We start from the raw sequence: 25800 nt of genomic DNA, 5'->3' as shown, positions 1-25800 counted from the left end.
GGCGGTAGGGTCGCGGGTGTGATGCGCGAAGCGGTCGTCAACGGGATCACCATCGTCTTCCGGGAGGAAGGGGCCACGGAGGCTCCCGCGCTGGTGCTGCTCCACGGCCGCACCGCCGACCACAACGACTGGAACGGCATCACCCAGCACTTCGCCGCCCGCCACCACGTCATCGCGCCCGACCTGCGGGGCCACGGCGGCAGCGGCCGGCCCGGCGACTACGCGCTGCCCGACATGGCCGGGGACATCGTGGCCCTGCTCGACCACCTCGGCATCGGGCGGGCCACGCTGGTGGGCCACTCGCTGGGCGGCGTGGTCGCCTACCTCCTGGCCATGCTGCATCCCGGCCGGGTCGATCGGCTCGTCGTCGAGGACCCTCCCCCGCCCTTCCCCATCGAAGGACGTGCGCCCATCGTCGAGGACGGATCCACCGGCTTCGACTGGCGGATGGTGCACGACACCGAGCGGCAGTTCCTCGCGCCCGACCCGGCGTGGGCGGAGGGGCTCGGCCGCGTCACCGCTCCCACGCTGGTGCTGTCGGGCGGGCCGTCGAGCCATGTCCGGCCCGAGCCGCTGGCCGAGCGCATCCCCGGCGCCCGGCTGGTCACGATCGACGCGGGGCACCTGATCCACACCTCGGCCCGGAAGGCGTTCCTGGCCGAGGTCGACGCGTTCCTGGACCAGGACGAGCGCGAGGCCGGGAGCGAGGTCAGCTGAGGCAGGCGCGGAAGACCGCGGTCAGCCTGTCGACCACCGCCTGGCGCGGCGCCGGCGTCACGGGCCCGAACACCTGCTGAAACCTGCCGCCGCCCATGATGATCGCCGTGGCGATGGAGGCGCGCAGCTCGGCGTCCTCCCCGTCCAGGCGGGCGATCAGCGGCTCCAGGATGGCGGTCCTGACCCGGTCCTGGGCCAGCTCGCGGATCGCCGGGCTCGACGCCGAACGCTCCAGGGTGGCGAGGACGGGGCTGTCCGTCTCGGAGCCGAGCCGGTCGGCGACATACTCGGCCAAGCTCGTGGCCAGGTCGCCGCCCTCCTCGAGCACGGCGGGGAACCGGCCCTGCTGGGCCAGGACCTCGGCGAACAGCTCCCTCTTCGAGCCGAAATAGCGGTTGATGAGGGCGATGTTGGCGTTCGCCTCGGCGCCGAGCATCCGCATCGTCACCTCGTCGTAGCCGTGCTCGGCGAACAGCCGGCGGGCGGCGTCGAGGATGCGCCGCCTCGTGCCCTCACGGCTCCTTGGTTCCACGGTGTAGACAATAGGGTCCCGATCCCGTACGGCAACGAACCGGGGCGGTTGGCAATACTGACCCCTATCATCCGCGTTGAGTGGTGTGACCGTAATGTCATAAAGATCGGGCAGGGTGGGGGCGTGCGAACGAAGCTCGGCGATCACCTGCGGGAGCGGCTGTACGCGTTCTGGCTGAAGGCACCGTCGATCGCCCAGTGCGCCATCGGCGCCGCGCTGGCCTGGACGGCCGCCACCCAGCTGCTCGGTCACCCCAGCCCCTTCTTCGCGCCGATCGCGGTGCTGATCTGCGTCGGCGTGGGCCTCGGGCAGCGGCTGCGCCGGGTGGCCGAACTGGTCGTGGGCGTCAGCCTCGGCGTCGGCGTGGGAGACCTCCTGGTCGCCTGGATCGGCTCCGGCCCCTGGCAGATCGCCCTGGTCGTGGCGCTGGCCATGGCCACCGCCGCGCTGCTGGACAGCGGGACGCTGTTCGTGTTGCAGGCCGGGTCGTCGGCCGTGCTGGTCGCGGCCCTGGTGCCGGGCGACAGCACGGGCGGCCTGGACCGGATGCTCGACGCGCTCACCGGCGGCGCCATCGGGGTGGCCGTGGTGGCCCTGCTGCCCGCCAGCCCCTTCAACCTCGCCGCCAAGCACGCCTCGGAGGTGCTCGACGCCCTGTCCACGGTGCTGGAGCAGGCCGCCGAGGCGATCGAGAAGCGCGACGTCGACCTGGCGGCCGAGGCGCTGGAGGGAGCGCGCGGCACGCAGGCGGCGATCGAGGAGTTCGAGCAGGCGCTGGCCACCGGCAAGGAGATCGCCATGATCTCGCCGCTCCACTGGCACCGCCGCGCCAGGCTGGCCAGGTACGAGATCGCGGCCGTGCCGGTCGATCACGCCCTCCGGAACGCCAGGGTGCTGGCCCGCCGCACCCTGGCGGCGCTGGGCGAGACCGACCCGCCGTCCGCCTCTCTGGCCGACTCCATGCGCGAGGTGTCGGAGGCCGCTCTGCTGCTGCAACTGGAGCTCGGGGCCGGCCGCGAACCCGTGCTGGCCAGGCAGGCGCTGCTCGCGGTGGCCGGCAGGCAACGGCCCGAACGCCTGGGGTTCTCCGCCGACGTCATCGTGGCGCAGCTCCGGTCGATCGTCGTGGACCTGCTGCTGGCCACGGGCGCCGCTCCGGACGAAGCGGGCGCCGCGCTCGCCCCGCTCGACAACCCCAGGCGCACCTGACGTCCCCGGCCGCTTACGGCGTCCGTCTCGGACGCCCGTGCAAGGTGGGGCCGGACCACGGCGAACGCGGCCCCGGAAGACCGCCGGTCAGGTGGACAGGCGCTTCAGGCGGGCGGCCGCCTCGTCGATGACCTCCTCCTTCTTGCAGAAGGCGAACCTGACGAAGTGGCTGCCACGCGCGGGATGGTCGTAGAACACCTGCGTCGGGATCGCCACCACCCCGGCCAGCTCGGGCAGCCTGCGAGCGAACTCGAACCCGTCGGTGAAGCCGAGCGGCCTGATGTCGGTCTGCACGAAGTAGGTGCCCGAGGGCCTGAGCACCTCGAACCCGGCCGCGGCCAGACCGCTCATCAGCCGGTCGCGCTTGTCCTGCAGGCCGGCGCGCAGCTCCGCCACCCAGCCGAGCTCGTGGCGCAGGCCGTGGGCGACGGCGAGCTGCCACGGCGCGCTCGCGGTGTAGGTGGTGAACTGCTTGACCGTCTGCACGGCCGTGACCAGCTCGGGCGGCGCGCACACCCAGCCGGTCTTCCAGCCGGTGACCGAGAACGTCTTGCCCGCCGAGGAGATCAGCACGGTGCGCTCGCGCATGCCGGGCAGCGTGGCCAGCGGGATGTGCTCGACGTCGTCGAACGTCAGGTGCTCGTACACCTCGTCGGTGATGGCGATCAGCCCGTGCTCCTGGCAGAGCTCGGCGATGACGGTCAGCTCGGCCCTGGTGAAGACGGTGCCCGTCGGGTTGTGCGGCGAGTTGACCAGGATCGCGCGGGTCCTCGGAGTGACGGCCGCGCGCAGCTCGTCGGGGTCGAAGGTGAAGCGGCCGGCCTCGGGCCGCATGGTCACGGCCACCAGCCGGGCCTGAGCGAGCGCGATCGAGGCGGCGTAGGAGTCGTAGTAGGGCTCGAACGCGATCACCTCGTCACCCGGCTCGCACAGCGCCAGCACGCTGGTCGCGATGGCCTCGGTGGCGCCGACCGTCACCAGGACCTCGCGGTCGGGGTCGTAGGTCAGGCCGTAGTGGGCGGCCCGGTGATCGGAGACGGCCTGGCGCAGCTCCGGCACGCCGGGGCCGGGTGGGTACTGGTTGGCGCCCGACCTGATCGCCTGGACCGCGCGGTCGAGCATCGCGGCCGGGCCGTCGGTGTCGGGAAACCCCTGACCCAGGTTGATGGATCCGGTGCGTACGGCAAGCGCGCTCATCTCGGCGAAAATCGTCGTGCCGAACCCGCGCATCCGCGAAACTAGTGCTTCCGTCACGGGCCCACCCTAATAGTCTCGTCAGGTGATCACCCAGGTCGCCCTCGCACTGGCGCTCGCCTTCCCCCCTGTCTCCCCGGTCCTTCCGGCCGCGGCTCCGGGTGACGTCGAGCGGAGCCCGTGTCCCGTCGCGGTGCCCGATCACACCGTCTGCGGTTTCCTCGTCGTGCCGGAACGCCGCGACTCGCCGGGCAGGACCATCAGGGTCGGCTACGCCGTGCGCACCTCGACGGCGGCGAACCGGGCGCCGGACCCGGTCGTGTTCATGAACGGCGGCCCCGGCGCGTCGTCGATCGGGCTCACCGGGTTCCTGAGCCGGATGTTCCCCGACCGCGACGTGGTGACGGTGGAGCAGCGCGGCGGGCGGCACTCCCGGCCCTCGCTGGGCTGTCCGGAGACGGCCGAGGCGATCCTCGGCCTGCTGCGCGAACCGGCCACGGGCGGCGCGGCCGGCACGGGCGTCGTCGTGGAGGCCGGGCCGGGTGGGCGGGTGGACGGCCGGGCGGGTGTCGTGGCCGCGGCCGTGGCCTGCCGGGAACGGCTGCGGGAGCAGGGGGTCGACCTGCGCGGCTACACGACCAGGGAGATCGCGGCCGACGTGATACGACTGCGCGAGGCGCTCGGTCACCCGTCGTGGAACCTGTTCGGGGTCGGCTACTCGACCCGGGTGATGCTCGACGTGGCGGCGGCCGATCCGGGCGGTGTCCGGTCGGTGGTGCTCGACTCGTTCCAGCCCGAGGGCGTGGCCCGGTACGACGACGCCCACCGCGACCTGGCCGGCGCGCTTGCCCGGCTGGGCCTGCGCGACCGGTTCGAGGCCATGGTGCGCAGGCTGAACGCGCGGCCCGCCCGGGTGACCGTGACCGACCCGCTGCTCGGCACCGATTTCACCGCCCGGCTGACCGGCGACGACACGGCGGCGCTCCTGGCGGAGGCACTGCGGAAGCCGGGCGGGGCAGCGGTGGTGGCCGTGCTGGTCGGCGCGCTGGCGAGCGGGCATGACGAGTTGCTGAGCCCGCCGGCCGACGCGCTGGCCGAGGGGCTGATGGCGCGCGAGCTGGGGCTGTATCACGCGGTGCGGTGCCAGGACGAGGTCCCGTTCAACACCTTCGACGCCAGCTCCCGATTTTTCACCGTAAAAGCCGACAAAGCGGTGTGTGACGCGTGGAAGCTTCCCGCGTCGGCCCCCGCGAACTCCACGACGGACGCGCCGGTCCTGGCCGTCGGCGGGCGGTTCGACCCCGCGACGCCCGCCAGGACGAGCAGGCCGGCCGCCGAACGACTGCCGCACGGGCGGTTCGTGGAGTTCGCCGGCGCGGGGCACGCCGTCTTCCTGGCCGAGGCATGCGCCCGCGAGCACATCCGGGCCTTCGTGGCCGACCCGGCCCGGCGCCTCTCCCCCTGCCCTCCGGAACACGTCACGGCGCCGTCCCGCCCCGGCGACGTGCGCGTCAGCGCGGCCCCCTACCAGGTGGCGGCCGCGCCGTGGCTGGCCGCGCCGTTCGCGCTGTTCGCGCTGGCCTCCCTGGCGCAGCTGCTCGCGGGCGCCCTCAGGGGCCGGGCGCTGACCGCGTACGCCGGACTCACCGGGGTGGCGTTCACCTGGCTCATCACGCAGGAGATGTACGGCGCGGCCGGCGCCGGCCAGGCGACCCTGGCCGTCGGCGTGCCGGCGATGGCCGGGCCGTACACCTGGGTGGCCGTCGGCTCGGCCGTGCTCGCGCTCGCCGCGTTCGCCCGGCGGCGCGGATGGGGACAGGCCGTGGCGGCTCTCATCGGCGCCGGATTCCTCGTATGGTGGTTCGCCTGGTTCCTGTGACGCGCATCCGTGAGCTCGACGCCCTCCGCGGCTTCGCGGTGGGCGGGATCATGCTGGTCAACACCTGGCAGCACGTGCCCCGCGTGCCCGACGGGCCGCGCACCGGCGTCGACTGGGCGATCGACGCGCTGTTCCAGGCCCGCTTCTACCCGATCTTCTCGCTGCTCTTCGGCATCGGTTTCGTGCTGTTCCTGCAGCGGGCCGGCCACTGGGTGCTGCTGAGCAGGCTGGCCTGGCTGTTCGGCTTCGGCCTGCTGCAGCACACGTTCTACGAGGGCGAGGTGCTGACCGACTACGCCTTCTACGGCGCGCTGGTGCTGCTGCCCGCGTCGTTCCTGGCGGGCGGCCTGCCCGTGCTGATCCTGGGGCTGGGGGCGCTCGTCTGGGCGATGCGGGAGGGGGGCGGCTCGCTGTTCATCCCCGGCCTCTTCCTGGTCGGCATGGCGGTGATGCAGCTGCGGCCGTCCGGGCGGCTGCTGTGGCCCGGGTTCGCGGTGAGCGCGCTGGCGACCGCGCTGCTCACCCCCGCCTGGGTCATGACGGGCGACTGGATCGTCTACAGCGTGGCCGCGCTGGCCGGGGCCACCGCCTACACGACCGGGCTGCTGCTGGTCCTGCGGGCCGGCTGGTCGGCGCCGCTGTCGGCCGTGCTGGAGCCGATGGGCCGGATGGCGCTGACCAACTACGTCTCCGGCACGCTGGTGATCTTCCTCACCGGCCCGTTCGTGGCGAGCGACCCCACCCGCTGGTCGGTGGTCCTGGTGGCGGCGGTGACCGTGCCGGCGCAGGCGTGGGCCAGCAGGTGGTGGCTGTCGAACTTCCGATATGGCCCGCTGGAGTGGATCTGGCGGTGCCTGACCTGGTTTCGATGGGTGCCCAACCGGTTAGAGTCGGGCCGTGACCACAATCGCCCTCTGCCAGATCCCGGTGGCTCCTGATCCGGCGGCAAACCTCAAGAGGGTCCGCGAGGCTCTCGCCCGCGCCGAGGGCGCCGACCTGGCGATCTTCCCCGAGGCGACGCTCACCCGCTACGGCCGGCGCATCACCGGCCTGGCCGAGCCGCTCGACGGGCCGTTCGTCTCCGGCGTCGCCGAGGCGGGCGACGGCCGCGTCCACAACACGGCCGTCGCGATCGACGCCTCCGGCGAGCTCAAGGCCGCCTACCGGAAGATCCACCTGTTCGACTCGTTCGGCGCGAGGGAGTCGGAGCTGGTCGCCCCCGGCTCCGAGCCCACGGTCGTCGAGCTGGCCGGCGTCAGGGTGGGGCTGATCACCTGCTACGACATCCGCTTCCCCGAGCTGGCCAGGGCACTGGTCGACCAGGGCGCCGAGTTGTTCGCGGTGATCGCCGCCTGGGGTTCGGGGCCGCTCAAGGAGGACCACTGGATCACCCTGGTACGCGCCCGGGCGCTGGAGAACACCATGTGGACCGCGGCCGTCGGCCAGGCGCCCAACCCGGCCGAGTCGAGCGACGGGTTCGGCGTGGGCCGCAGCATGCTGGTCGACCCGCTGGGCGTGGTCCGCGCCGATCTGGGCACCGCGCCCGGCGTGCAGGTGGTGGAGCTGGATCCCGAGGCGACCGCGGCCGCCCGGGCGACCCTGCCCTGCCTCGAACATCGCGTGCTCCAGGTCAACAGATCGTAAAATGAAACAGTGAGCAGAACGCAGATGCAGAAGGTGGTCCCGCCGCGTCTGCTCGTCCCCTACCTGTCGGGCAAGCGCACGGTCATCTCCGGCTACGTCTACCGCGTCCAGGACTGCTCGCGGCTGACCACGCCCAGAGCTCTCTTCTACGGGCTCGACCTGGTGTTCGACGGGTCCGAGCTGACGGCCGACGTGCCCGAGCTCTACGTCATGCGGTGGCACTCCCGCGACGTCGACACCTACGCGGTCCCCTACGGACCCCACATGGGCGGTGACTGGAGCGACGCGCCCCCCTTCGCCGGCAACGGGTTCACCACCTCGTCCACGCACGTGGTGCCGCAGTTCCACACCATGCCCATGCCGATCCCGGCGGGCGCCGAGATCGTGCACCTGACCGGCGAGGGCGAGCGCCGCTTCGCCGACTACGACGGGCTGACCTGGCGGCCCGCCGCATGAGTGCCGAGATCACGCCCGTGGCCTCCGGCTTCGTCGCCCGCATCGGCGAGCGCACGCTGCCGGCCGCGCTGGGCCCCGACAGCGACCAGGTGGTGCTGTTCAGCGAGGAGGAGCTCGACGGGTTCGAGGCGGCGTCCGGCTACTGGCGGCGCGAGGTCCGCCGCGACGAGCTGGAATGGCTGGTGCTGGTCCGCACCGTCGGGGCGTTCGGCGGCGAGCCGTGCATCGTCCTCGACGAGGACGACGACGGCCTGCACATCGCCTACACCGGGCACAGCGGCATGAAGGCCGAGGCGCTCGGCTACTGGATGGTCGACCACGGCGCCTACGAGGTCGTGGTGCCCCGCGAGGAGGTCTTCTCCATCCGGGTCGAGCGGATCCCGATCGCCTGAGCCGCCCGGTCAGGAGCCCAGGTGGCGATAGCGGGCCAGGCGGGCCGCGAGCCGGTCGGCCGCGGGCCTCGCGAGCAGGAGGGCGATCTCGTGCTCCAGTGCCCGGCCCACCCGCTCGCAGAACGCCCGGTGCTCGTAGGCGGCGTCGGGCAGCTCGGGGATGACCCGGTCGACGATCCCGGCGGCGCGCAGGTCGGTGGCGCGTACGCGCTGCGCCTGGGCGATCTCCGGCGCGAAGTCGACCGAGCGGTAGAGGACCGCCGAGGCGCCCTCGGGCGGCAGCGGGGCCAGCCAGGCGTGCTGCGCGCACAGCACCCGGTCGGCGGGCAGCAGCGCGAGCGCGGCGCCGCCGGCGCCCTCGCCGAGCAGCAGGGCGACGGTGGGCGCGTCCAGGCTCACCAGGTCGGCCAGGCAGCGGGCGATCTCCCCGGCCAGGCCGCCCTCCTCGGCGGCCTTCGACAACGCCGCGCCGGCCGTGTCGATCACGGTGACCAGAGGCAGCCCCAGATCGGCGGCCAGCCGCATGCCGCGCCTGGCCACGCGCAGCCCGGCCGGGCCGAGCGGCGAGCGGGAGCGCTGGCCGAGCCGGTCCTGGCCGAGCACCACGGCGGGCGCGGCGCCGAATTTCGCCAGCGCCAGCAGCAGTCCCGGCTCGTTCTCGCCCACGCCGGTGCCGTTGAGCGGGGTCACGTCGGTGGCGGCGAGCTTGAGCAGCCCGCGCACGCCGGGCCGGTCGTCGCGGCGGGACCTGCTGATCGCCTCCCACGCCTCGACCGGCCGCAGGTCCTCCTCAGGCGGCCGGCCGGGCTCCAGGCCCGTCCGGTCGGCGCACAGCACGGCCAGCGCCCGGATCGCCACCTCGCGCGCGTCGTCGGCCGACACCACCGCGTCGACCAGCCCGTGCCGGTAGAGGTTCTCCGCGACCTGCACGCCCTCGGGGAACGGGTAGCCGTGCAGCGCCTCGAACACCCTCGGCCCGAGGAACCCGATCAGCGCGCCCGGCTCCGCGGCCGTGACGTGCCCCAGCGACCCCCAGGACGCGAGCACCCCGCCGGTCGTCGGGTGGCGCAGGTAGACCACGTGCGGCAGGCCCGCCGCGCGGTGCGCCTGCACGGCCGCGGTGATCTTCACCATCTGCACGAACGCGAGCGCGCCCTCCTGCATCCTGGTGCCGCCCGACGCGGGCGCGGCCAGCAGCGGCAGGCGCTCGCGGGCGGCCCGCTCCACCGCGGAGGTGATGCGCTCGGCCGCCACGCTCCCGATCGACCCGGCCATGAACGAGAACTCGCTGGCCAGCACGGCCACCCTGCGACCGGCGAGGAGGCCCTCACCGGTGATGACCGACTCGTCGTAACCGGACTTCGCCCGGGCCGCGGCCAGCTCGTCGGCGTAGGAGGAGCCGGGGGCCGCCGGGTCGGCTGGGGGCACGTCCCACGATGTCCACGATCCCTTGTCAAGAACCGTGTCGATCAGTGTGCGCGCGTCCGGACGGGTCACCGTTGCCCCCTCGTGTCGGCCGATGCTGCCATGGTGACGCACGAATGTACCGGCCGGTAGCTCGATGTCCGGATCACGTCTCGCGCTCTCCCAGCCAGCGGAGCACCGCGTCCCCGTCCTGGCCGAGCGCGGGCGGCGCGGTGTGCTCCATTGCGGTGAGCCCGTCGAAGCGCAGCGGCGGCCCCGGCAGCTCGACGCGGCCGAGCACGGGGTGGTCGACCTCGACGAGCAGGCCCTGGGACCGGGTCTGCTCCCAGGAGTAGACCTCGTCGAGGGAGCGGATCGCGCCCGCCGGCACCCCGGCCTCGGCGAGGCGGGCCAGCCAGTGGGCGCGGTCGTGCGCCATCAGGGCCTTCTCCATGTCGGTGATCAGCTCGTCGCGGTGCGCGAACCTGTCCCGGTTGGTCGCGTATCTCGGCTGGCCGGGGTCGATGCCGAGCAGCGTGGCCACCTTCCGCCACTGGACGTCGTTGGCCGCGGCGATCTGCAGCATGCCGTCGGCGCAGCGGAACGCGCCGTAGGGGGCGATCGAGGCGTGGTGGTTGCCGCCCGCGACCGGCACCTGCCCGCCCACGGTCCAGGCGGTGCCGTGGTAGGAGTGCACGCCGGTCACCGCGGCGAGCAGCGACGTGCGCACCACCCGCCCCTTGCCGGTGTGCTCGCGCTCGTACAGCGCGGTGGTCACTCCGTACGCGCCGTGGATGCCGGCCAGCAGGTCGGCGATCGAGGCGCCGACCCGGTACGGCTCGTCGGCCGACGGGCCGGTCAGCGACATCAGGCCCGCCTCGCCCTGGGCGATCTGGTCGTAGCCGGGTCGGCCGCCCTCGGGCCCGTCGTGGCCGAACCCGGTGATCGACAGGACGACGAGCCGCGGGTTGAGCTCGTGCAGGCGCTCGACGGGGAAGCCGAGCCGGTCGAGGACACCGGTGCGGAAGTTCTCGATCAGCACGTCGCTCTGGCGTATCAGCCGCTCGATGAGGGCTTTGCCGTCGGGCGACTTCAGGTCGACGGCGATGGACTGCTTGTTGCGGTTGGCCGCCAGGAAGTAGGTGGAAATATCGTGATCTGGTCCTACGAAGGGCGGGCCCCAGCCTCGCGACTCGTCGCCCCCGGCCGGATGCTCGACCTTGATCACCCGCGCGCCGAGGTCTCCCAGCATCTGCGCCGCGTGCGGCCCCGCCAGCGCCCTGGACAGGTCCAGCACGACGATGTCCTTGAGGGGTCCGGGCAAGTCAACCTCCAGCTTGAGATCCGGGGCGAGAGCACATTCTCTCTCCTAACCCCACAACTCACCTACCCTGAGTCCGTGCAATCACTGGCCCGCCGCGTCCGGAAGCTGGAGCCCTCGTGCGGCCCGGTCCGGCTGGTCGCCGTCGACGGCCCCGCCGGGTCCGGCAAGACGACGTTCGCGGGCGGGCTCGCGACCGCGCTCGGCTGCCAGGTCGTGCACAGCGACGACTTCCCGGTGCCCTGGGACGAGGGCCCGGGCCCCTGGTTCGACGCGCTCCACGAGCAGGTGCTCCGGCCGCTCCGGCAGGGCCGGCCCGGCGCCTTCCGCCGTTACGACTGGGTACGCGGCGAATACGGGCCGCTCGTCGAGGTGCCGGTCGCGCCGGCGCTCGTCGTCGAAGGCGTCGGAACGGCCCGCGAGGCCGCGGCGCACCTGCTGGCGTACACCGTCTGGGTGGAGGCGCCCGAGCCGGTGCGCCTGCGCCGGGTGATCGAGCGCGACGGACCCGAGCTCGCGCCCCGTTGGGACGCCTGGTTCGCGGCCGAGGAGAAGTGGTTCGCCGACGACGGCACCCGGGATCGGGCCGATCTCGTCGTCAGCACCTGCTGACGACCCTTGAGCTCGGTCGGCCAGGTGTCCCGAATCGCGGCCTCGCAGCAAGGGGAAGCATCTTGCCAGGGGACGGTTCCAATATTACGGTCAAGGCCGTTATGTCCTCTAAAAAGGAGCTGCTTGTGCGCATTTTCCTCGCGGCCATGCTCGTCGCCTTATCCATCACCGCTCCGGCCCAGGCCGAATCCCAGGCAACCCCGCCGACCGGGTGCGGGTTCCAGAATCTCGGCACGCTGCCGCTCACCGGAGCCACCACGGCGGGCACCGCGCTCGACGGCGACCGCGTCTACTCGGTCACCTCCAGCGCGTCCGGGCCCGCCATGCTCGCCATCAGGAACGCCTCCGACGCCACCCTGATCGCCGAGCACCCGCTGCCGCTCGCACTCGGCTCCTGGGCCGTGACCGTGGCCCCGGACCACTCCGTCTATGTCGGCAGCTACAACGCCACGGCCGGAGCCATGGGCAGGCTGTTCCGCTACGACCCCGCGACCGGCCAGGTCAGCGAACTGGGCATCGCGGTGCCCGGCGAGACGTTCGTGTGGACGGTGGCCGCCGCCCCCGACGGCTCCGCCGTGTACGGCGGGACCTCGCCCAACGGGCGGCTGTTCCGCTACGACACCGCCAGCGGGCGGATCGACGACCTGGGCAGCCCGGTGCCGGGCGAGCAGTACCTCCGTGACCTGGCCGTCGGCGACGACGGCACCGTCTACGCAGGCCTCGGCGCGCAGAGCATGAAGGTCGCCGTGCTGAAGCCGGACGGCACCCTCATCGAGGTGGTGGATCCGCCGATCACCGGAAACGGCTACGCCTATGATCTCGACATCGTCGGCCGGCACCTGCTGGTGCGATTCACCACCTCGACCGGGACCAACCCGATGGGCGTGTACGACCTGGCGACGAAGTCCTGGGAAGGCGTGGTCGACGACGTCGACAGCCTCACCGTGGGCGGAGGCCGGCACGGGCACGCGGTCTACCTGGTCCAAGGGGACGAGCTCGCGAGATATGACCTTAAAAGCGGAAAAATCGCGAGACTGGGCTTCGACGACCTCGGCGGCGGCGCCGCCAGACCGCTCGGCTGGCTCGGCACCACACTCGTCGGCACCTCCTCCACCGGCCGTATCTGGCACTACGACCTCAAGACCGGCAAGGGAACCCTCTTCGACTCCACGGTGACCGGTCAGCCCGTCAGCATCCGATCCATGGGGCTCGGCCCCGACGGCCGCGTCTACGCCGGCGGCTTCTTCACCGGCGGCCTGGCCGCCTACGACCCCGGCACCGGCGAGTCCCAGTTCTGGCCGAACGTCGGCCAGAGCGAGGGCATCGTCACCCACAAGGGCAAGCTCTACCTCGGCGTCTACCCCGGCGCCCGCATCTACGAGTTCGACGGCACCGCCCCCAGAGAGCTGCTCAACCTCACCGACCAGGAGCAGGACCGGCCGTTCGCGATGGTGTCGGCGGGCGACCTGCTGGCGTTCGGCACCGTGCCCAAGTCCGGCGTCGTCGGCGGAGCACTCGGCCTGCTCGACCCCGCCACCGGCGCATCGAGGATCAAGCGCGATCTGATCCCCGGCCAGAGCATCATCGGCCTGGCCTACCGGGACGGCATCCTCTACGGCACGACCTCGGCGTTCGGCGGCACCAGCACCCCGCAGGGCGAGGCGCGGGCCTTCGCCTACGACATCGCCACCGACACGCTCAAGTGGCAGACCACCCCCGTCCCCGGCAACCTCGCACTCGGCTCGATCACCTTCGACGGCGACGGCAAGCTGTGGGGCCTGACCCCCGACTCCCTCTACGAGCTGGACCCCGCGACCGGCCGGACGCTGCGCCAGGTCAAGCACCAGACCTACCCGTGGTCCACCGTGACCCAGGTCTGGCTCGACACCAACATCGAGCTCGGCCGCGACGGCCTGCTCTACGGCAAGGTGCAGGGCAAGGCGTACAAGATCGACCGGGCGACGATGAAGCTCACGCTCATCGCCCGCCCGATCTCGATCCTGCTCGAAGGCCCTGACGAGCACATGTACCTGTCGCGCTTCGAGAACTTCTACACCTACCGAATCTGCGACTGATACCTGAACAACTTCGGGCCTTCCGCGAAGTAGACGTCACCGGACCCGTGCACCGCGAGGTGGTGCACGGGTCCCTGCTTCAGTACGGCCCTCGCCTCCGTTCTCGGGCTGACGGTGAACACCTCCGTGCCGGCGTGCGCGCCGTACAGCAGCCTGTCCTTGGGGTTGAAGGCCAGCTGGCCGCTCGCGCTGGTGCTCGCCGACAGCGTGACCCGGGAGACCACCTCGCGGGCCGCGACGTTCACGCCGAACACCTCGCCGCCCGCGACGCCCCAGAGGCGGCCGCGGTCGTCGAAGGTCAGCGCGGGGATGGCCGGCTTGCCGGGCGCGGGAACGAACTCCCACAGCAGCCGGTCGTCCCTGACGGACCAGGCGAACAGCTTGGCCTCCGGCTGCGTCGGCGGGGTGGCCGACTGGCCGCTGTAGATGGAGGTGCCGCCGTAGAGCACGCCGTCGCGGTAGGCGAGGGACACGATGCTCTGGTCCTGTACGACACTCCGCCGGGAGTGCTTCAGCTTGCCCGTGGTGGGGTCCCAGATGGCCAGGACACCGCCGAGCTGCCCGAGGTCGGGCATGGTGCCGGCCGCCACGTACCGGCCTGCCGAGACCAAGGCGCGCGGCCTGATCTGCTTGTCGGCGGCCAGGTCGAAGAGCCTGGCCGGGTTCGGCTCGGGGCCCGGCTCGGGGTTGGGCGAGTATTCGGGGCTGTGCCACGGCAGCTCGGGGTCATAGGCGTAGACGCGGGCCTCGGGGTAGGCGCCGACATAGAGCTTGCCGCGATGCGTGGTCATCGCCTCCGTCTGGGAGAAGGTGTGGAACTCCTGCACACCGCCGGTCTTCGGGTCGAGCGCCGCGAAGCCGCCGTTGAGGAAGCCGCCGGTGTAGACCCGGCCGTCAGGACCGCCGGCGATGGCGGTGATGTCGATCGGCTCGCCCTTGATGCCGGTCTGGACGAACGACTTCGCCCCGGTCTGCGGGTTGTAGCGGAACATCAGCCCGCGCCAGAGCAGCCCGACCAGGCTCTTGCCGGGGTAGTCGGGCAGGCCGAGCTCCGCCCAGCCGATGCCACGGGTGTTGGCCACCCGTCCGGTGACGGGCAGGCCGGTGGGGGTGACGGCACGGGTGCGCGGATCGTAGCCGACCAGCTCCCCTGCCTTTACAAAGTAGACCTTGCCCTGCTCGTCGGGCGGGGACACGTCGAGTCCGTGCGCCTCGTCGAGCGCGTCCACCCACTGGCCTGCTGCGATGTCCCAGACGTGCAGCGGCCCCGGGAACGCGCCGCCGAACCTGACGAACACGAAGCCCGCGGCCACGTTGAGGTCGTAGGCCCACTTGTCCTGCACGTCCAGGCCGGGCGGTGTGGGCAACCGCTTGACCGTGCCGTCGGCGGCGTCCACCTCGAAGAGGGCCGCGGGGTTCTCGGTGCCCGCGTAGATCTTGCCGTCGGCGTAGTCGACGCTGCGCACGTAGGAGTGGGCCGCCGAGAGTTTGCCGTAGTCGCGTACCCCGGTGGCGGGGTCGTAGCCGAACAGCCTGCCGCCCGGGGAGGTGCCGCCGTAGACGGCCGCGCCCTCGCCCCCCGCCACGGTCCAGATGAAGTTCTCCGAGGCGAGCGGCCGGCCGAGGTCGGTGACGCCCGACTCGCGGGTCCACCGGTAGAGACGGCCGTCGCCGTAGGTGCCCGCGTAGACGCTGCCGTCGGGGGTCGCGTCCACCGCCCAGGCGCCGGCCGCGCCGGGCAGGTCGAGCCGGGCGAGCTCGGCACCGGTGGCCGGGTCGACCGCGTTGAGATGAGCCGGAGCGCCGGAGGAGGCGCTCCAGAGCACCGGGGCGCCGGCCGGGCCGGGAGCGACGGTGCCGCCGAGAAGCAGCACGTCCTGGAGGGGCACGCCGAGGTCGGTCAGCGTGCCACTCGCGGCGTTCGCCGGGGCCGCCGGTCCGACCAACGCCAGGGCGGTGATGCCGGCGACGAGCGCACGTTTAATTAAGGTCATGACCGAAAAATAAGAACTGACGAGGCCCACGTCAAGAAGTTCTCATTACGGTTAGGGCCGAAAATTGGCAGACCAGGCGAGTCAGGGCCGGTAGGCCAGCACCTTGGCCAGCGCCTCGGCGATGTCGGCGGCGCGGGCCGGGTCGTCCATGAGCATCGACTGGCGTACCCAGACCACGCTCCTGGCGGCCTCCTCGGACGCCGGGCACGCCTCGGCGCGGGCACCCTCGGCGGTGAGAGCGGCCATCGCGGCGAGCGGCGGGTAGCCCGCGTCGAGCGGCACGCCTTCGGCGGCCATCGCGGCGAGCAGGAGGTCGCGGTCCACGGGCGCGTGGACACGCAGCATGAGCAGGTGCCGGGAGTCGCGGGTGGTGCCCGGCGGCCGCGGCACCACCGTCACCGGACGGCCGGCGGCGGCCGGGGATCCCGCCTCCGCCTGCCCGGCGCCGGGCAGGTGCGCGAGTTCGCGTTCCAGGGCGTCGCAGAACGCGTTCCTGCGGTCGATCTCCTCGTCGAGCCGGTCCAGCCAGGGCAGCAGGAGGGCCGCCTGGATCTCGGTGAGGCGCAGGTTCCAGCCGACCGCCGGGTGGCCGTACCACTGGCCGCCGAGTGCCCGGCCGACGTTGCACACCGACCAGATCGCTTCGTACGCCGCCTCGTCCCGGCAGACGATCAGGCCGCCCTCCCCCGCCGTCATGGCCTTGCTCGCCTGGAAGCTGTACACCCCGGCGTCGCCCAGCCCGCCGACCGGCCGGTCCTGGTAGGTGGCGCCGTGCGCCTGGGCCGCGTCCTCCACGACCGCGAGGCCGTGCCGGGCGGCCAGGGCGTTGAGCGGATCCATGTCGACGGGGCTGCCTGCCAGGTGGACGGGCATGACGGCGGCCGTCCTGCCGGTGACGGCCCGCTCGACGGCCTCCGATGACAGGTGCAGGTGTTCCGGGTCCACGTCCGCGATCACGGGCGTGGCACCGGCGAGCAGGACCGCGGTGGCCGAGGCGACGAAGGTGTAGGCGGGCACGATCACCTCGTCACCGCGGCCCACGCCCAGCCCCTTGAGCGCGGCGAACAGGCCCAGCGTCGCGTTCCCGACCGCGACTCCGTACGGCACGGCGGACGCGCGGGCGAACGCGGCGGTCAGGTCCGCCACCACACGGCCGCCCTGGGTGGCGCCCCAGAGTCCGCTGTCCAGCACGTCGCCGACGAGCTTGCGCTGCTCGGGGTCGAGGGGCGGCGGCCAGGCCGGCCACGGGGCGGAGCGAACCGGCGTGCCGCCGTAGAGGGCGAGGGTCAAGGGAGGGTTCCTTCCAGGCGTCAGGCGGGTCCGGTGGCGGGCAGATTCAGCAGGCGGGCCAGGTTGCCGCCCTGGACGAGGGCCCGGTCGGCGTCGGTGAGCGGGGCCAGGGCGATGCGGCCGTAACCGGTTCGCTGGTCGAGGAAGCACGCGTCCGACCCGAACACCACGCGCTCGGCTCCGGCCAGGGCCGCCAGGCGGGCGATCCAGCGGCCGGTCATCTTGGAGCCGCACACGTCCAGGTAGAGGTTCGGGTGGTCGTCGACGATCCGGGCCGCGCGGGCGAAGCCGTTCGGCCACAGGCCGGTGTGGCCCATGAGCAGCGGCACGCCCGGATGGCGGGAGGCGACGGTGGCGAACTGGCCGGGGTCGCTCCAGGGCGAGTCCGTCTGGCCATGGGAGAGAACGGGCAGACCGAGCTCCCAGACCGGTTCGTAGGCCGGGTCGTCGAGGCGGCACTCGTGCACGTCGGGATGGATCTTGACGCCCCACACGCCGTCGCGGGTCAGCGGGGTGCGGTGGTGCGGGTTGTAGACCTGCCAGACGCCGAACCGGCCGGGGAAGCGCTCGGCGATCTCCATGGCGAGCCGGTTGCCGCGCACCGCGTCGGGCCCGACGGCGAGCAGGTGGCTGATGCCCATGGCGGTGACGCCGATCCGGTCCATGGTGGCCACGAGGCCCTCGGCGGTCGGGTCGGGGATGAGGAAGTCCGGCCAATTGCCGACGTGGCCGTGCGCGTCGAGGATCATCGGGACCCTCCCTCGGGGCCGAGCATCCGGTCCAGGGAGCCCGCCGCGATCGACTCCACCTCACCGTCCGTCAGGGCGAGGTGGTCGAGGAGGAAACGCGGGCCGCAGTCGTCGGCCACCGGGGCTCCGGTGCCGAACACCAGCCGCTCCGCGCCGAACCGCTCCGCCAGCCACTCGACGCCGCCCTGGGTGTTGACGGTGCCGATCTCCACCCAGACGTTCGGCGCGACGGTCAGCAGCTCGGCGAGCGCGCGCAGCCTGCGGTAGCCGGGGTTGAGCAGCAGGATCCGCTGGCCGGGCAGCCGCTCGGCCAGGGCGCGGAGCTGCGCGGGCGTGGTCTCCTCCAGGTCGACGGCGACCGGGAGGCCGAGCTCGGCCAGCCAGCTCAGGGCGATCGGGCCGGTCAGGTCGAAGCGGTGCCGCTGCGGGCAGAGCCTGATCAGGCGCACGTCCCAGTCCAGGACCTCGCCCGGCGCGGACGGCGCGGACGCTCCCGGCACGCCCGGCACCACGACGGGCACCGGGACCAGCCGGTGGTCGTCCAGCGCGAGGAGGGCGTCGTTGCCCGCCTGCGCGTCGGAGTAGAGGCTGAGCGTGTGGGTCACGAAGGCCCGTCCGATGCCCAGCCGGTCCATGTCCGCCGTCGGGTCCACCGGCAGGTCGTCGAACGGCACGGGACCGACCAGCCGGTGGGCGTCCACCACTAATTTCGGCACAGACCGAAACCTAGCTTTCCGTGGAGGTGGCGGTCAAGGGCGGGCAGCCGGGGTCCAGCCTGATCCTGGCCAGGTCCCGGCCCACCAGGGCCCAGGCGTGCCAGGAGCCGGGCTCGAAGTGGAGCTGCGGATTGGTGTGCCATTCGTCGCCCAGGCCGGTCGCCAGCAGCCGGGCCCCGCCCTCGACGTCGGCGCCCAGCTCGTAGGCGTTGCCGCCGCCCCGGAACACGGAGGTGAACACCCTGCCGCGGTGCACGGTCAGCTCGCCGTACCCGGACAGCATGCCCTGCTGGACGACCTGACGCGTGGCCAGGTCCATGGCCATCCAGGCTCCGGAGTCGCGCTTGTAGGAGGCGTACAGCAGGCCCTCGTGCACCTTGATGTCCTGGAACGTGCGGTGTCCCGGCAGCGGGTCCACCTCCCAGAGCACCTTGCGGGTCTTCAGGTCGAAGGCGGCGACCGAGGCCGACGTCCTGGTGGGTGTGACCCCGCCGCCGCCGAGCACGTCCCCGCCCAGGTAGACGACGCCGGCCCGGCTGTCGAGCGACAGGCTCATCAGGCTCTGGTCGGTGATGACGTCCACGTAGACGTCCATCTCGCCGGTGTCGGGGTCCACTACGGACAGGGCGCCCTTGAGCTTGGCCGACAGCGGGGCGGTGGCGACCAGGAGCTTGTCGGTACGCGGGTCGTACTCGATGTCCCACGGCCGCTGCTGGTCGTGGCCGAGGTAGCCGAGGGTGCGCACCTCGTCGGTGCGGATGTCGACGCTGACGATCCCTCCGGTGGGATACATGGCCGCGTAGATCTTGCCGCCCCGCCGCACCATGGCCTTGGGCTCGCCCGGCACCCGGATCCTGCGTTGCTTCCCGGTGCGCAGGTCGCGCACCTCCATCGAGAAGTGGCCGCCGATGTAGAGCGCCCGGTCCTGCACCAGCAGCATGCTCTGCGGCCGCTCGGCACCCGTCGGCAGCCCGGCATCGATCAGGTCGGTGAACTCCGACGTGCCCGCGCCCGGGTCCAGACGCCAGACGCCGCCGCTGCCCGCGAAGGCGAGCAGGGTGCCGTCGTCCAGTGGATGCAGCAGCCTGGTCTCGTCCCCGAACGAGGGGGGATCGATGACCTTGGTCAGGGCGGTGTCACCGGTCCGATAGCGGTACACGGTCCCGTCGGGGCGGGAGGCGGCGTAGACGGTGCCGTCGCCCGTGGGCGTCAGGGCGTCCAGCAGGCCCGACTCCACGCGGACGCGCCGCGCGTCCGTGCCGTCCCTGCGCACGTCGATCAGCTCGCCGCCGCTGGCGGCCAGCACGCGGTCGCCGTTGACGGCGACCACCCCGATGCCGGCGCCTCCGGCGGCCAGCTCCTGAACGGCGCCGCTCACCCGGTCGACGCGCATGAGCCGGTTCTTCTCCAGCAGTCCCGCGTAGACGTACTCGGCGTCGGCCGCGACCGCGCGCACGTAGTGCTCGCCCTGGACGAGCACGTCGAACCTGCGGACGGCGCCCGTGCCCGGCACGTACTCCCACACCCGGCCGTCAGGAGAGGTGCCGGCGTAGAGCGTGCCGTCCGGGGCCGCCGCCAGGCTCCACACGAAGCCGCCGTTCTTGCCGAAGGAGTGCAGGTGCCGCACCTCTCCGGTGGCGATGTCGAAGCTGTAGAGGTCGGGCACCGGGTAGCTGCCGACGTACACCTTGCCGCCGGACACCGTGACGGCCCAGCCGCCCTCGGCCTCGCCCTCGGACGGGACGTCGGGCAGCGTGACGCTCCTGACCACCTTGCGGGTCTTCAGGTCGAACTCGGCGAGCACGGGCGGTTTGGGACCGCGAGTGACGACGTAGGCGTGGCCCTCGTGGACCGCCGCCCCGACGATGGCCCCGGTCACCGAGGCCGGGCCGAAGGTCCGCACGGCGGGTCCGGTGCAGCGGCCGGGCACGGCGGCCCCGGTCGCCGCGGCGGCCGGGGCCACATTCGCGGCCGGGACCGCGACGAAGGCGGGTGACAACGCCGCCAGGGCGATCAGCAGGGATCGGAGCATTCCAGAACCTCACGTTCATAACTGCTCGATTTTGGCCCTGACCGTAATCTTATGAGCATCGGTTGTCAATGACATGATGTCGGGCATGACTATTAAGGAGGGGGCCGGAATGGCTTTCGACGCCTGGGGTCTGATCGGCGGGCTGGAGGTGACGCTCGACGTCGACGTGCTGGTGGGCGCCTATCCCGACCGGGACGGCCCGGACGGCACGCCCGGGTCGGTGGGCGCCCTGCTCACCGCACATCGCATCCGAGCGGGCGCGGTGGCGAGCCTGCGAGCGGCCCTGTTCGACGTACGGACCGGCAACGACGAGGTGCTCACCCTGGCGCGGCCGAGCGGCGACGCGACCGAGGGCGCGACCGGCGGCGTGCCCGGCCGCGTGCCCGGCGAGGTTCCCGCCGGCCCCGGGTGGGCGCCCGTCGGGGTGGTGGACCTGCGTGATCCCCTCGGTGGCGGCAGGGAGCTCGACCGGCTGGCCGAGGCCGGGGTCAGGGCGGTGCGGCTGTTTCCGGACGAGCAGGGCGTGGAGGCCGGCTTCCCGTCCGTCCGGCAGGTCGCCCGCCGGGCGGCGGCGCTCGGGCTGGCGGTGCTCACGGGCGGGGACGTTCGCCGGTTCTGGCAGCCGTTCGCCGGACTCGGCGCCACGGTGGTCTTCCTCGACACGCACTTCTACCACCTGGGCGACTTCCTGGTGGCCGCCGCCGAGGAGCCCGGGTTCCACACCTCGACCCGCCTGCTCAACTCCCCCGACGCGCTGGAGACGGTCGCGGCCGAGGTCGGCGCCGAGCGGCTGCTGTACGGCTCGCGCGCCCCGCACTACGAACCGCTCGTCCCCCTGCTGCGGCTGGCGACCGGCGGGCTCAAGCCCGACGAGGTCGCCGCGGTGGCCGGAGGCAACGCGAGGAGGCTCCTTTCATGATCATCGATGTGCACGCCCACTGGGGCCCGTGGTTCTTCACCATGGACGTGGCCGAGTCGAGCCTGGCCACCATGGACCGCTACGGCATCGACCGGGCGATCGTCTCCGCCACCGAGGCCGTCATCTACGACGCCCCGGCGGGCAACCGTGCGCTGGCCAAGGTGCTCGACGGCCAGGAGCGGCTGTACGGGTACGTCACGGTCAACCCGCGCAGGCTCCGCGAGGCGGCCGCCGACCTGCGCGACCACCTGCCCACCGGCCGCTTCGTCGGAGTCAAGATCCACACCGACTACACCGGGTCGCCCGCGGCCTCGCCGCGCCTGCGCGAAGCGCTCGCCCTGGTCGCCGAGGCGGGTTGCCCGGCCCTCGTGCACACCTGGGGCACCTCGGTGCTCGACCTGGCCCAGGTCTGCCTGGACACGCCGGGCCTGCGGGTGATCGCCGGGCACATGGGCGCCGACGGGTTCGGGCACGCCATCGAGGCCGCGAACGCCTGCGACCGGCTCTACCTCGAACCCTGCTGGTCGCACGCTCCAGCGGGACGCATCGCCGCGGTGGTGGCGGCCGTGGACGACAGGCAACTCCTGTTCGGCACGGACGCCACGCTGATCGACCCGTCGTCCGCCTTCGGCGCGGTCGCGGCGGCGGAGCTCACCACCGAGACCGCCGAGCGGATCGCCTGGCGGAACGCGGCCGCGCTTTTCAAGATCTAGACATTACGGCCCTGTCCGTTATAGCGTGCGGCGAAACTTTGACCAGGGAGCCGCACATGATCCCCCGCCGTCGATTCCTGCAAGCGGCCGCCGCCACCACGGTGGCCGCCTCACTCCCCATGACCATCGCCGGTGCCGCCAACGCCGCCACTGTCACCAGCCCTGTTGAGGGAACCGTCACCGACCTGGGCCCGGCCAGCGTCGCCAGCCCACTGGGCAACGCCGAGTTCGTGGGCGGCGTCCTGTACGCCGGCTCTCGCGGCCTGTCGCCCAACGTCGTCGGCGCGTACGACCTGAGCAAGGATTCGGTCACGGCCCATTTCGACATCCCCACGGGCATCGGCGTCTGGGCGATGTGCAAGGTCGGCACCGACGTCTACATCGGGACGCATTCCAAGTCCGACCTCTACCAGCTCGACACGGTCGCCGGCACCGTCACCAAGGTCGCCTCCTATCCGGACCACTTCATCTGGACCCTGGCCGCCTCCCCCGACGGCAAGATCTACCTGGGCACCTCCGAACCCGGGAAGGTCAAGGAGTACGACCCCGCCACCGGGGCCAGTCGCGACCTAGGCGAGGCCGCCCCCGGCGAGGCGTACGTCCGCAGCATCCAGGCCGACGACACCCACATCTACGCGGGCGTCGGCGCCAACGCCCACCTCATCGCCATCGACCGGGCGACCGGCGAGAAGAAGGAGCTGCTGCCCGCCGCCCTGGCGGACCGCGACTGGGTGTCGAGCATGCACATCTCGGACACGCATATCGCCGGCGGCATGAACTCCCTGGCCGAGATGATCGTCCTGGACAAGGCGAACCCGGCCGACTACAAGGTCGTCAAGGCGACGGCCCCCGGCGAGAAGTACATCGTCTCGGTGCTCATCCACGACGGCTTCGTCTATTTCGCGGGCCGCCCGTCCGGCACCTTCTACCGTTACGACCTGGCCTCCGGCGAGCTCAAGGTCCTCGGCGTCCCGTACTTCGAGGCCGCCACCCACCGCATCCTCGCCCACGAGGGCCGGATCTACGGCGTGCAGGACAACGCGGTGTTCGTCTACGACCCGGCGACCGGCGCCCTGGAGTACCGCAACCTGGTGCAGCGCGGGTTCAAGGCCGCGCCCGAGGAGCCGATGTCCGTCCACAGCGACGGCGCGCGCGTCTACGTCGGCGGCAAGAGCGGCGCCGACATCCACGACCTGACGAACGGCAAGGTGACCCGGCTCGCCATCCCCGGCGAGCCGAAGACCATGCTCACCCTCGGCGACACCACCTATCTCGGCGTCTACACCCAGGCCGCGCTCTACGCGCACCGCGCTGGCGACGCCGAGGCCCGCCTGCTCGCCCGCACCGGCAACCAGCAGGACCGCCCGCGCGACCTGGCCTACGACGCCAGGACCGGCCTGATCGTGATGCCCACCCAGCCGGAACCCGGGCACATGAACGGCGCCCTGTCCTTCTACTCCGTCCGCACCGGCTCCTACGTCACCCAGCGCCCCGTCGTCGAGCGCCAGACCGTCTACTCGGTCGCCACCCGGCACGGCACCGCCTACCTCGGCACCCTGACCCAGGAGGGCCTCGGCCTGCCGCCCGTCACGACCACCGCCCGGCTGGCCGCGTTCGACCTGGTCAAGCGGCAGCTGCTGTGGCAACTGGAGCCCGTGCCCGGTGCCCGCTCGATCATCTCGCTCGCGCTCGGCCCGCTCACCCTGTACGGCATGGCGAACACGGGCGAGGTGTTCGAGTTCGACCTGCGGAGCAGGAAGGTCACCAGGACGCTCAAGGTCGGCGCGAAGGGGGGCGATCTGTTCGTCGTCGGCCGGGTGGCCTACTGCACGGACGGCGACAAGGTGTACAAGATCGACCTGGTGACGTTCACCGCGAAGCCGATCGTCGAGGAACTGGCCGGGCAGTGGTTCGGCGGCGAGCCCAAGCTGGCGCTGGATCCCTCGCGACGGGCACTCTACGGGGTGAAGGGCCGCAACCTGGTCCGCATCGCGATCGACGCCCGCCGCTGAACACGGCCGCCCCCAACCCGCGACGGCCTGACCTGGACGACCGGGTCAGGCCGTCGGACTGGGCCGACGTGATGTTCCGCCCGGTGTTCCGCCCGGTGTTCCGCCCGGTGTTCCGCCCGGTGTTCCGCCCGGTGTTCCGAACGTGAGGATCGCGGCGTGTTCGTCGTGGGACAGCGACGGCCCGAAGGGGTCATGGGCATGGGACTCCGGGATGCGCCCTTCGGCCGCCGCCAGCCACAGCATGCGCTGGACGTAGCCTTCCATCGGCTCGGTGAAGGTGACCTCTGCCAGCCGGTCCAGGCTGCCGGACGCCTCGTCGAACGCGCGCAGGCCGGAGCCCCGGAAGGTGTCCAGCACGGCGGCCGTGGTCTCGACCCGAGCCGCCGCGATGCCGACCAGGGCCGCCTCGGCCCCCCAGAGCAGGGACGGGCCGAACATCCGGTCCTCGCCGGTGATCGCCAGCCTGCCCGCCTGCTTGGCGAGCGCGATCGCCCGCTGGCAGGCCATCGCGTCGGACAGCAGCGCCGTCTTGAGCCCCGCCACACCGGGATGCCGCAGGATCTCCCGCAGCACGGCCGGCGGGCAGGGGCGGGTGTAGAGATCAAAGGCGATCATCGGCAGCCCGGACGCCTTCCACACGGCGTCGTGCAGCGCCACCCGGTCTCCTGGCGACGGAAAGACGAGCACGCCGTCCGCCCCCAGCTCGGCCGCCACACGCGAGTCCGGCACGCCCGAATCCAGCACACCCGAGCCCGGCCCACCCGGGTCTGGCACCGCGTGCCCGAGCGGCTCGACGCCGGAGGCAGCCGTACCAGGGTGTTCCGCGCCGGTGGGTGCCGGAGGCGGGGAGCCGCCGACGCCGACCAGGACGGGAACGCCGAGGGCGACCGCGCGTTCGATCACGCCGGCGCGTACGTCCGGCGGCAGGAACGGGCCGCGTCCCGTGTGGGCCAGCACCGCGAGGCCGCCCGCGCCGTCCTCGACCAGCCCCGCGAGGTAGCGGGAGACGAGATCCAGATCCACCTCCCCGAGCGCCGTCATGGGGGTGGCCGCGGCCGCGATCAGGCGGCCGCGGAGGCGATCACGCAGGCTTTGTGCCGAAATATCCACGCAAAGGAGCTTATTTGAACCCAGTCATGGCGATGCTGTTCACCAGATACCGCTGCAGCAGGAAGAACACCAGCAGGCACGGCACCACCGAGATCGTCGTCGAGGCCATCAGCAGCGACAGCTGTGTCTCCTCGGTACGCAGCGTGGTCAGGCCGACCGTGAGGGTCCTGGTGGCGTCGCTCTGGCCGACGACCAGCGGCCAGAGGAAGTCGTTCCAGTGCCACAGGAACACGAACACCCCGAGCGTGGCCATGATGGGCCGGGTCAGCGGCACCACGATCGTCAGGTAGACCCGCAGCTCGGAGGCCCCGTCGACCTTGGCCGCGTCGAACAGCTCGTCCGGCAGGCCCAGGATGAACTGCCGCATCAGGAAGACGGCCTGCGCGTTGGCCAGCGTCGGCACGATCAGGCCCCAGAACGTGTCCACCCCGTCCAGGCTGTTGACCAGCACGAACGTCGGGATGAGGGTCGCCTGGAACGGCACCATCATGGTGGCCAGGAACGCCCAGAACATCGCGTCTCGGCCCGGGAAGCGCTTCTTGGCGAACGCGTAGCCGGCCATCGAGGCGGTGGCCAGAATGATCACCACCGAGACCACCGAATAGACCAGCGAGTTGACCGTCCACTCCACGAAACCGGAGGCCGACAGCACATTGGTCAGGTTGTCCAGGGTGAGCGACTCCGGCCAGCGCGTGGGGACGGTCGGCTCGCCCGCCGGCGAGAGGGCGACGATCACCATGGCCACGAACGGGCTGACGGTCAGCACCGCGAGCACGGCCAGCAGGGTGACGAGCGCCCACCTGCCCCGCGGGCGCGGCGCCCGCGGGGCC

23 protein-coding genes are annotated in these 25800 nt (G+C 72.3%); 12 read left to right on the top strand and 11 right to left on the bottom strand.

Going from position 1 to position 25800, the window contains the following annotated elements; all coding sequences use genetic code 11:
- Positions 1-21 precede the first annotated feature (21 nt).
- Positions 22-717: an alpha/beta fold hydrolase gene (locus AB0C16_RS07440; RefSeq protein ID WP_357680345.1), complete on the top strand. Its 696-nt coding sequence runs from the start codon at positions 22-24 to the stop codon at positions 715-717.
- Here the strand turns inward: AB0C16_RS07440 and AB0C16_RS07435 are convergent.
- Positions 710-1249 carry a TetR family transcriptional regulator gene (locus tag AB0C16_RS07435; RefSeq protein WP_357679957.1) on the bottom strand — a complete coding sequence of 180 codons (540 nt, stop codon included), beginning with the start codon at positions 1247-1249 and terminating at the stop codon, positions 710-712. The genes AB0C16_RS07440 and AB0C16_RS07435 overlap by 8 nt on opposite strands.
- A gap of 123 nt (positions 1250-1372) precedes the next feature.
- Here AB0C16_RS07435 and AB0C16_RS07430 point away from each other — a divergent pair, with 123 nt between their 5' ends.
- On the top strand, positions 1373-2458 hold the full coding sequence (locus AB0C16_RS07430; protein WP_357679955.1) for an FUSC family protein: 1086 nt from the start codon (positions 1373-1375) through the stop codon (positions 2456-2458).
- 87 nt (positions 2459-2545) lie between these two features.
- Here the strand turns inward: AB0C16_RS07430 and AB0C16_RS07425 are convergent, their stop codons facing one another.
- Complete coding sequence (locus AB0C16_RS07425) at positions 2546-3712, bottom strand: pyridoxal phosphate-dependent aminotransferase (protein ID WP_357679953.1); 1167 nt, start codon at positions 3710-3712, stop codon at positions 2546-2548.
- A 25-nt stretch (positions 3713-3737) separates the two neighbouring features.
- Here AB0C16_RS07425 and AB0C16_RS07420 point away from each other — a divergent pair, with 25 nt between their 5' ends.
- From AB0C16_RS07420 to AB0C16_RS07400, 5 genes are read left to right on the top strand one after another with little or no spacing between them, the layout of a single operon-like run.
- Positions 3738-5531 (top strand): alpha/beta hydrolase, encoded by a 1794-nt coding sequence (locus AB0C16_RS07420; protein ID WP_357679951.1) that lies wholly within the window; start codon positions 3738-3740, stop codon positions 5529-5531.
- Complete coding sequence (locus AB0C16_RS07415; RefSeq protein ID WP_357679949.1) at positions 5528-6469, top strand: DUF418 domain-containing protein; 942 nt, start codon at positions 5528-5530, stop codon at positions 6467-6469. The genes AB0C16_RS07420 and AB0C16_RS07415 overlap by 4 nt, the downstream gene beginning before the upstream one ends.
- Positions 6429-7175 (top strand): carbon-nitrogen hydrolase family protein, encoded by a 747-nt coding sequence (locus tag AB0C16_RS07410; protein ID WP_357679947.1) that lies wholly within the window; start codon positions 6429-6431, stop codon positions 7173-7175. The genes AB0C16_RS07415 and AB0C16_RS07410 overlap by 41 nt, the downstream gene beginning before the upstream one ends.
- A gap of 9 nt (positions 7176-7184) precedes the next feature.
- Positions 7185-7631, top strand: coding sequence for a hypothetical protein (locus tag AB0C16_RS07405; RefSeq protein WP_357679945.1), 447 nt, complete (start codon positions 7185-7187; stop codon positions 7629-7631).
- The gene (locus AB0C16_RS07400) at positions 7628-8023 is read left to right on the top strand and encodes a hypothetical protein (RefSeq protein ID WP_357679943.1); all 396 of its coding nucleotides are present in this window, start codon (positions 7628-7630) and stop codon (positions 8021-8023) included. Before AB0C16_RS07405 ends, AB0C16_RS07400 begins: the two co-directional genes overlap by 4 nt.
- Before the next feature lie 9 nt (positions 8024-8032).
- On the opposite strand, the gene AB0C16_RS07395 is transcribed toward AB0C16_RS07400, so the two are convergent.
- On the bottom strand, positions 8033-9520 hold the full coding sequence (locus AB0C16_RS07395; RefSeq protein WP_357679941.1) for a carboxyl transferase domain-containing protein: 1488 nt from the start codon (positions 9518-9520) through the stop codon (positions 8033-8035).
- 73 nt (positions 9521-9593) lie between these two features.
- Positions 9594-10751: a CoA transferase gene (locus AB0C16_RS07390; protein WP_357679939.1), complete on the bottom strand. Its 1158-nt coding sequence runs from the start codon at positions 10749-10751 to the stop codon at positions 9594-9596.
- 75 nt (positions 10752-10826) lie between these two features.
- On the opposite strand from AB0C16_RS07390, the gene AB0C16_RS07385 reads away from it, so the two are divergent.
- On the top strand, positions 10827-11360 hold the full coding sequence (locus tag AB0C16_RS07385) for a hypothetical protein (protein WP_357679938.1): 534 nt from the start codon (positions 10827-10829) through the stop codon (positions 11358-11360).
- Between the two features lie 125 nt (positions 11361-11485).
- Positions 11486-13435 carry a hypothetical protein gene (locus tag AB0C16_RS07380; RefSeq protein ID WP_357679936.1) on the top strand — a complete coding sequence of 650 codons (1950 nt, stop codon included), beginning with the start codon at positions 11486-11488 and terminating at the stop codon, positions 13433-13435.
- Here the strand turns inward: AB0C16_RS07380 and AB0C16_RS07375 are convergent.
- From AB0C16_RS07375 to AB0C16_RS07355, 5 genes are all read right to left on the bottom strand, one after another.
- On the bottom strand, positions 13417-15429 hold the full coding sequence (locus AB0C16_RS07375) for a hypothetical protein (protein WP_357679935.1): 2013 nt from the start codon (positions 15427-15429) through the stop codon (positions 13417-13419). The genes AB0C16_RS07380 and AB0C16_RS07375 overlap by 19 nt on opposite strands.
- Before the next feature lie 81 nt (positions 15430-15510).
- Entirely contained in the window at positions 15511-16719 is a 1209-nt protein-coding gene (locus AB0C16_RS07370; protein ID WP_357679933.1) for a DegT/DnrJ/EryC1/StrS family aminotransferase, read from the bottom strand.
- Positions 16720-16739: 20 nt separating this feature from the next.
- Complete coding sequence (locus AB0C16_RS07365; RefSeq protein ID WP_357679931.1) at positions 16740-17468, bottom strand: amidohydrolase family protein; 729 nt, start codon at positions 17466-17468, stop codon at positions 16740-16742.
- Complete coding sequence (locus AB0C16_RS07360) at positions 17465-18184, bottom strand: amidohydrolase family protein (protein WP_357679929.1); 720 nt, start codon at positions 18182-18184, stop codon at positions 17465-17467. The genes AB0C16_RS07365 and AB0C16_RS07360 overlap by 4 nt, the downstream gene beginning before the upstream one ends.
- Positions 18185-18194: 10 nt before the next feature.
- Positions 18195-20216, bottom strand: coding sequence for a hypothetical protein (locus AB0C16_RS07355; protein ID WP_357679927.1), 2022 nt, complete (start codon positions 20214-20216; stop codon positions 18195-18197).
- Positions 20217-20301: 85 nt separating this feature from the next.
- Here AB0C16_RS07355 and AB0C16_RS07350 point away from each other — a divergent pair, with 85 nt between their 5' ends.
- The 3 genes from AB0C16_RS07350 to AB0C16_RS07340 are packed head-to-tail and all read left to right on the top strand — an operon-like array spanning position 20302 to position 23860.
- On the top strand, positions 20302-21135 hold the full coding sequence (locus AB0C16_RS07350; protein ID WP_357679925.1) for an amidohydrolase family protein: 834 nt from the start codon (positions 20302-20304) through the stop codon (positions 21133-21135).
- Complete coding sequence (locus tag AB0C16_RS07345; protein WP_357679923.1) at positions 21132-21848, top strand: amidohydrolase family protein; 717 nt, start codon at positions 21132-21134, stop codon at positions 21846-21848. The genes AB0C16_RS07350 and AB0C16_RS07345 overlap by 4 nt, the downstream gene beginning before the upstream one ends.
- Before the next feature lie 56 nt (positions 21849-21904).
- On the top strand, positions 21905-23860 hold the full coding sequence (locus tag AB0C16_RS07340; RefSeq protein WP_357679922.1) for a hypothetical protein: 1956 nt from the start codon (positions 21905-21907) through the stop codon (positions 23858-23860).
- A 45-nt stretch (positions 23861-23905) separates the two neighbouring features.
- Here the strand turns inward: AB0C16_RS07340 and AB0C16_RS07335 are convergent, their stop codons facing one another.
- Both AB0C16_RS07335 and AB0C16_RS07330 read right to left on the bottom strand, forming a co-directional pair.
- Positions 23906-24970 (bottom strand): dihydrodipicolinate synthase family protein, encoded by a 1065-nt coding sequence (locus tag AB0C16_RS07335; protein ID WP_357679920.1) that lies wholly within the window; start codon positions 24968-24970, stop codon positions 23906-23908.
- 10 nt (positions 24971-24980) lie between these two features.
- On the bottom strand, positions 24981-25800 hold an 820-nt coding region (locus AB0C16_RS07330; protein WP_357679919.1), incomplete at its 5' end, for a carbohydrate ABC transporter permease.

The sequence above is a fragment of the Nonomuraea sp. NPDC048916 genome (genome assembly GCF_040649575.1).
In the GTDB taxonomy this organism is placed as follows: domain Bacteria; phylum Actinomycetota; class Actinomycetes; order Streptosporangiales; family Streptosporangiaceae; genus Nonomuraea.
Note: the sequence above shows the minus strand (reverse complement) of the source record. Positions and strands in the feature narration are given on the sequence as shown.

Coding starts and splice junctions, on each gene's coding strand:
- AB0C16_RS07440 (WP_357680345.1), top strand. CDS start 22: ATGCGCGAAGCGGTCGTCAACGGGATCACCATCGTCTTCCGGGAGGAA.
- AB0C16_RS07355 (WP_357679927.1), bottom strand. CDS start 20,216: ATGCTCCGATCCCTGCTGATCGCCCTGGCGGCGTTGTCACCCGCCTTC.
- AB0C16_RS07375 (WP_357679935.1), bottom strand. CDS start 15,429: ATGACCTTAATTAAACGTGCGCTCGTCGCCGGCATCACCGCCCTGGCG.
- AB0C16_RS07350 (WP_357679925.1), top strand. CDS start 20,302: ATGACTATTAAGGAGGGGGCCGGAATGGCTTTCGACGCCTGGGGTCTG.
- AB0C16_RS07400 (WP_357679943.1), top strand. CDS start 7,628: ATGAGTGCCGAGATCACGCCCGTGGCCTCCGGCTTCGTCGCCCGCATC.
- AB0C16_RS07365 (WP_357679931.1), bottom strand. CDS start 17,468: ATGATCCTCGACGCGCACGGCCACGTCGGCAATTGGCCGGACTTCCTC.
- AB0C16_RS07340 (WP_357679922.1), top strand. CDS start 21,905: ATGATCCCCCGCCGTCGATTCCTGCAAGCGGCCGCCGCCACCACGGTG.
- AB0C16_RS07345 (WP_357679923.1), top strand. CDS start 21,132: ATGATCATCGATGTGCACGCCCACTGGGGCCCGTGGTTCTTCACCATG.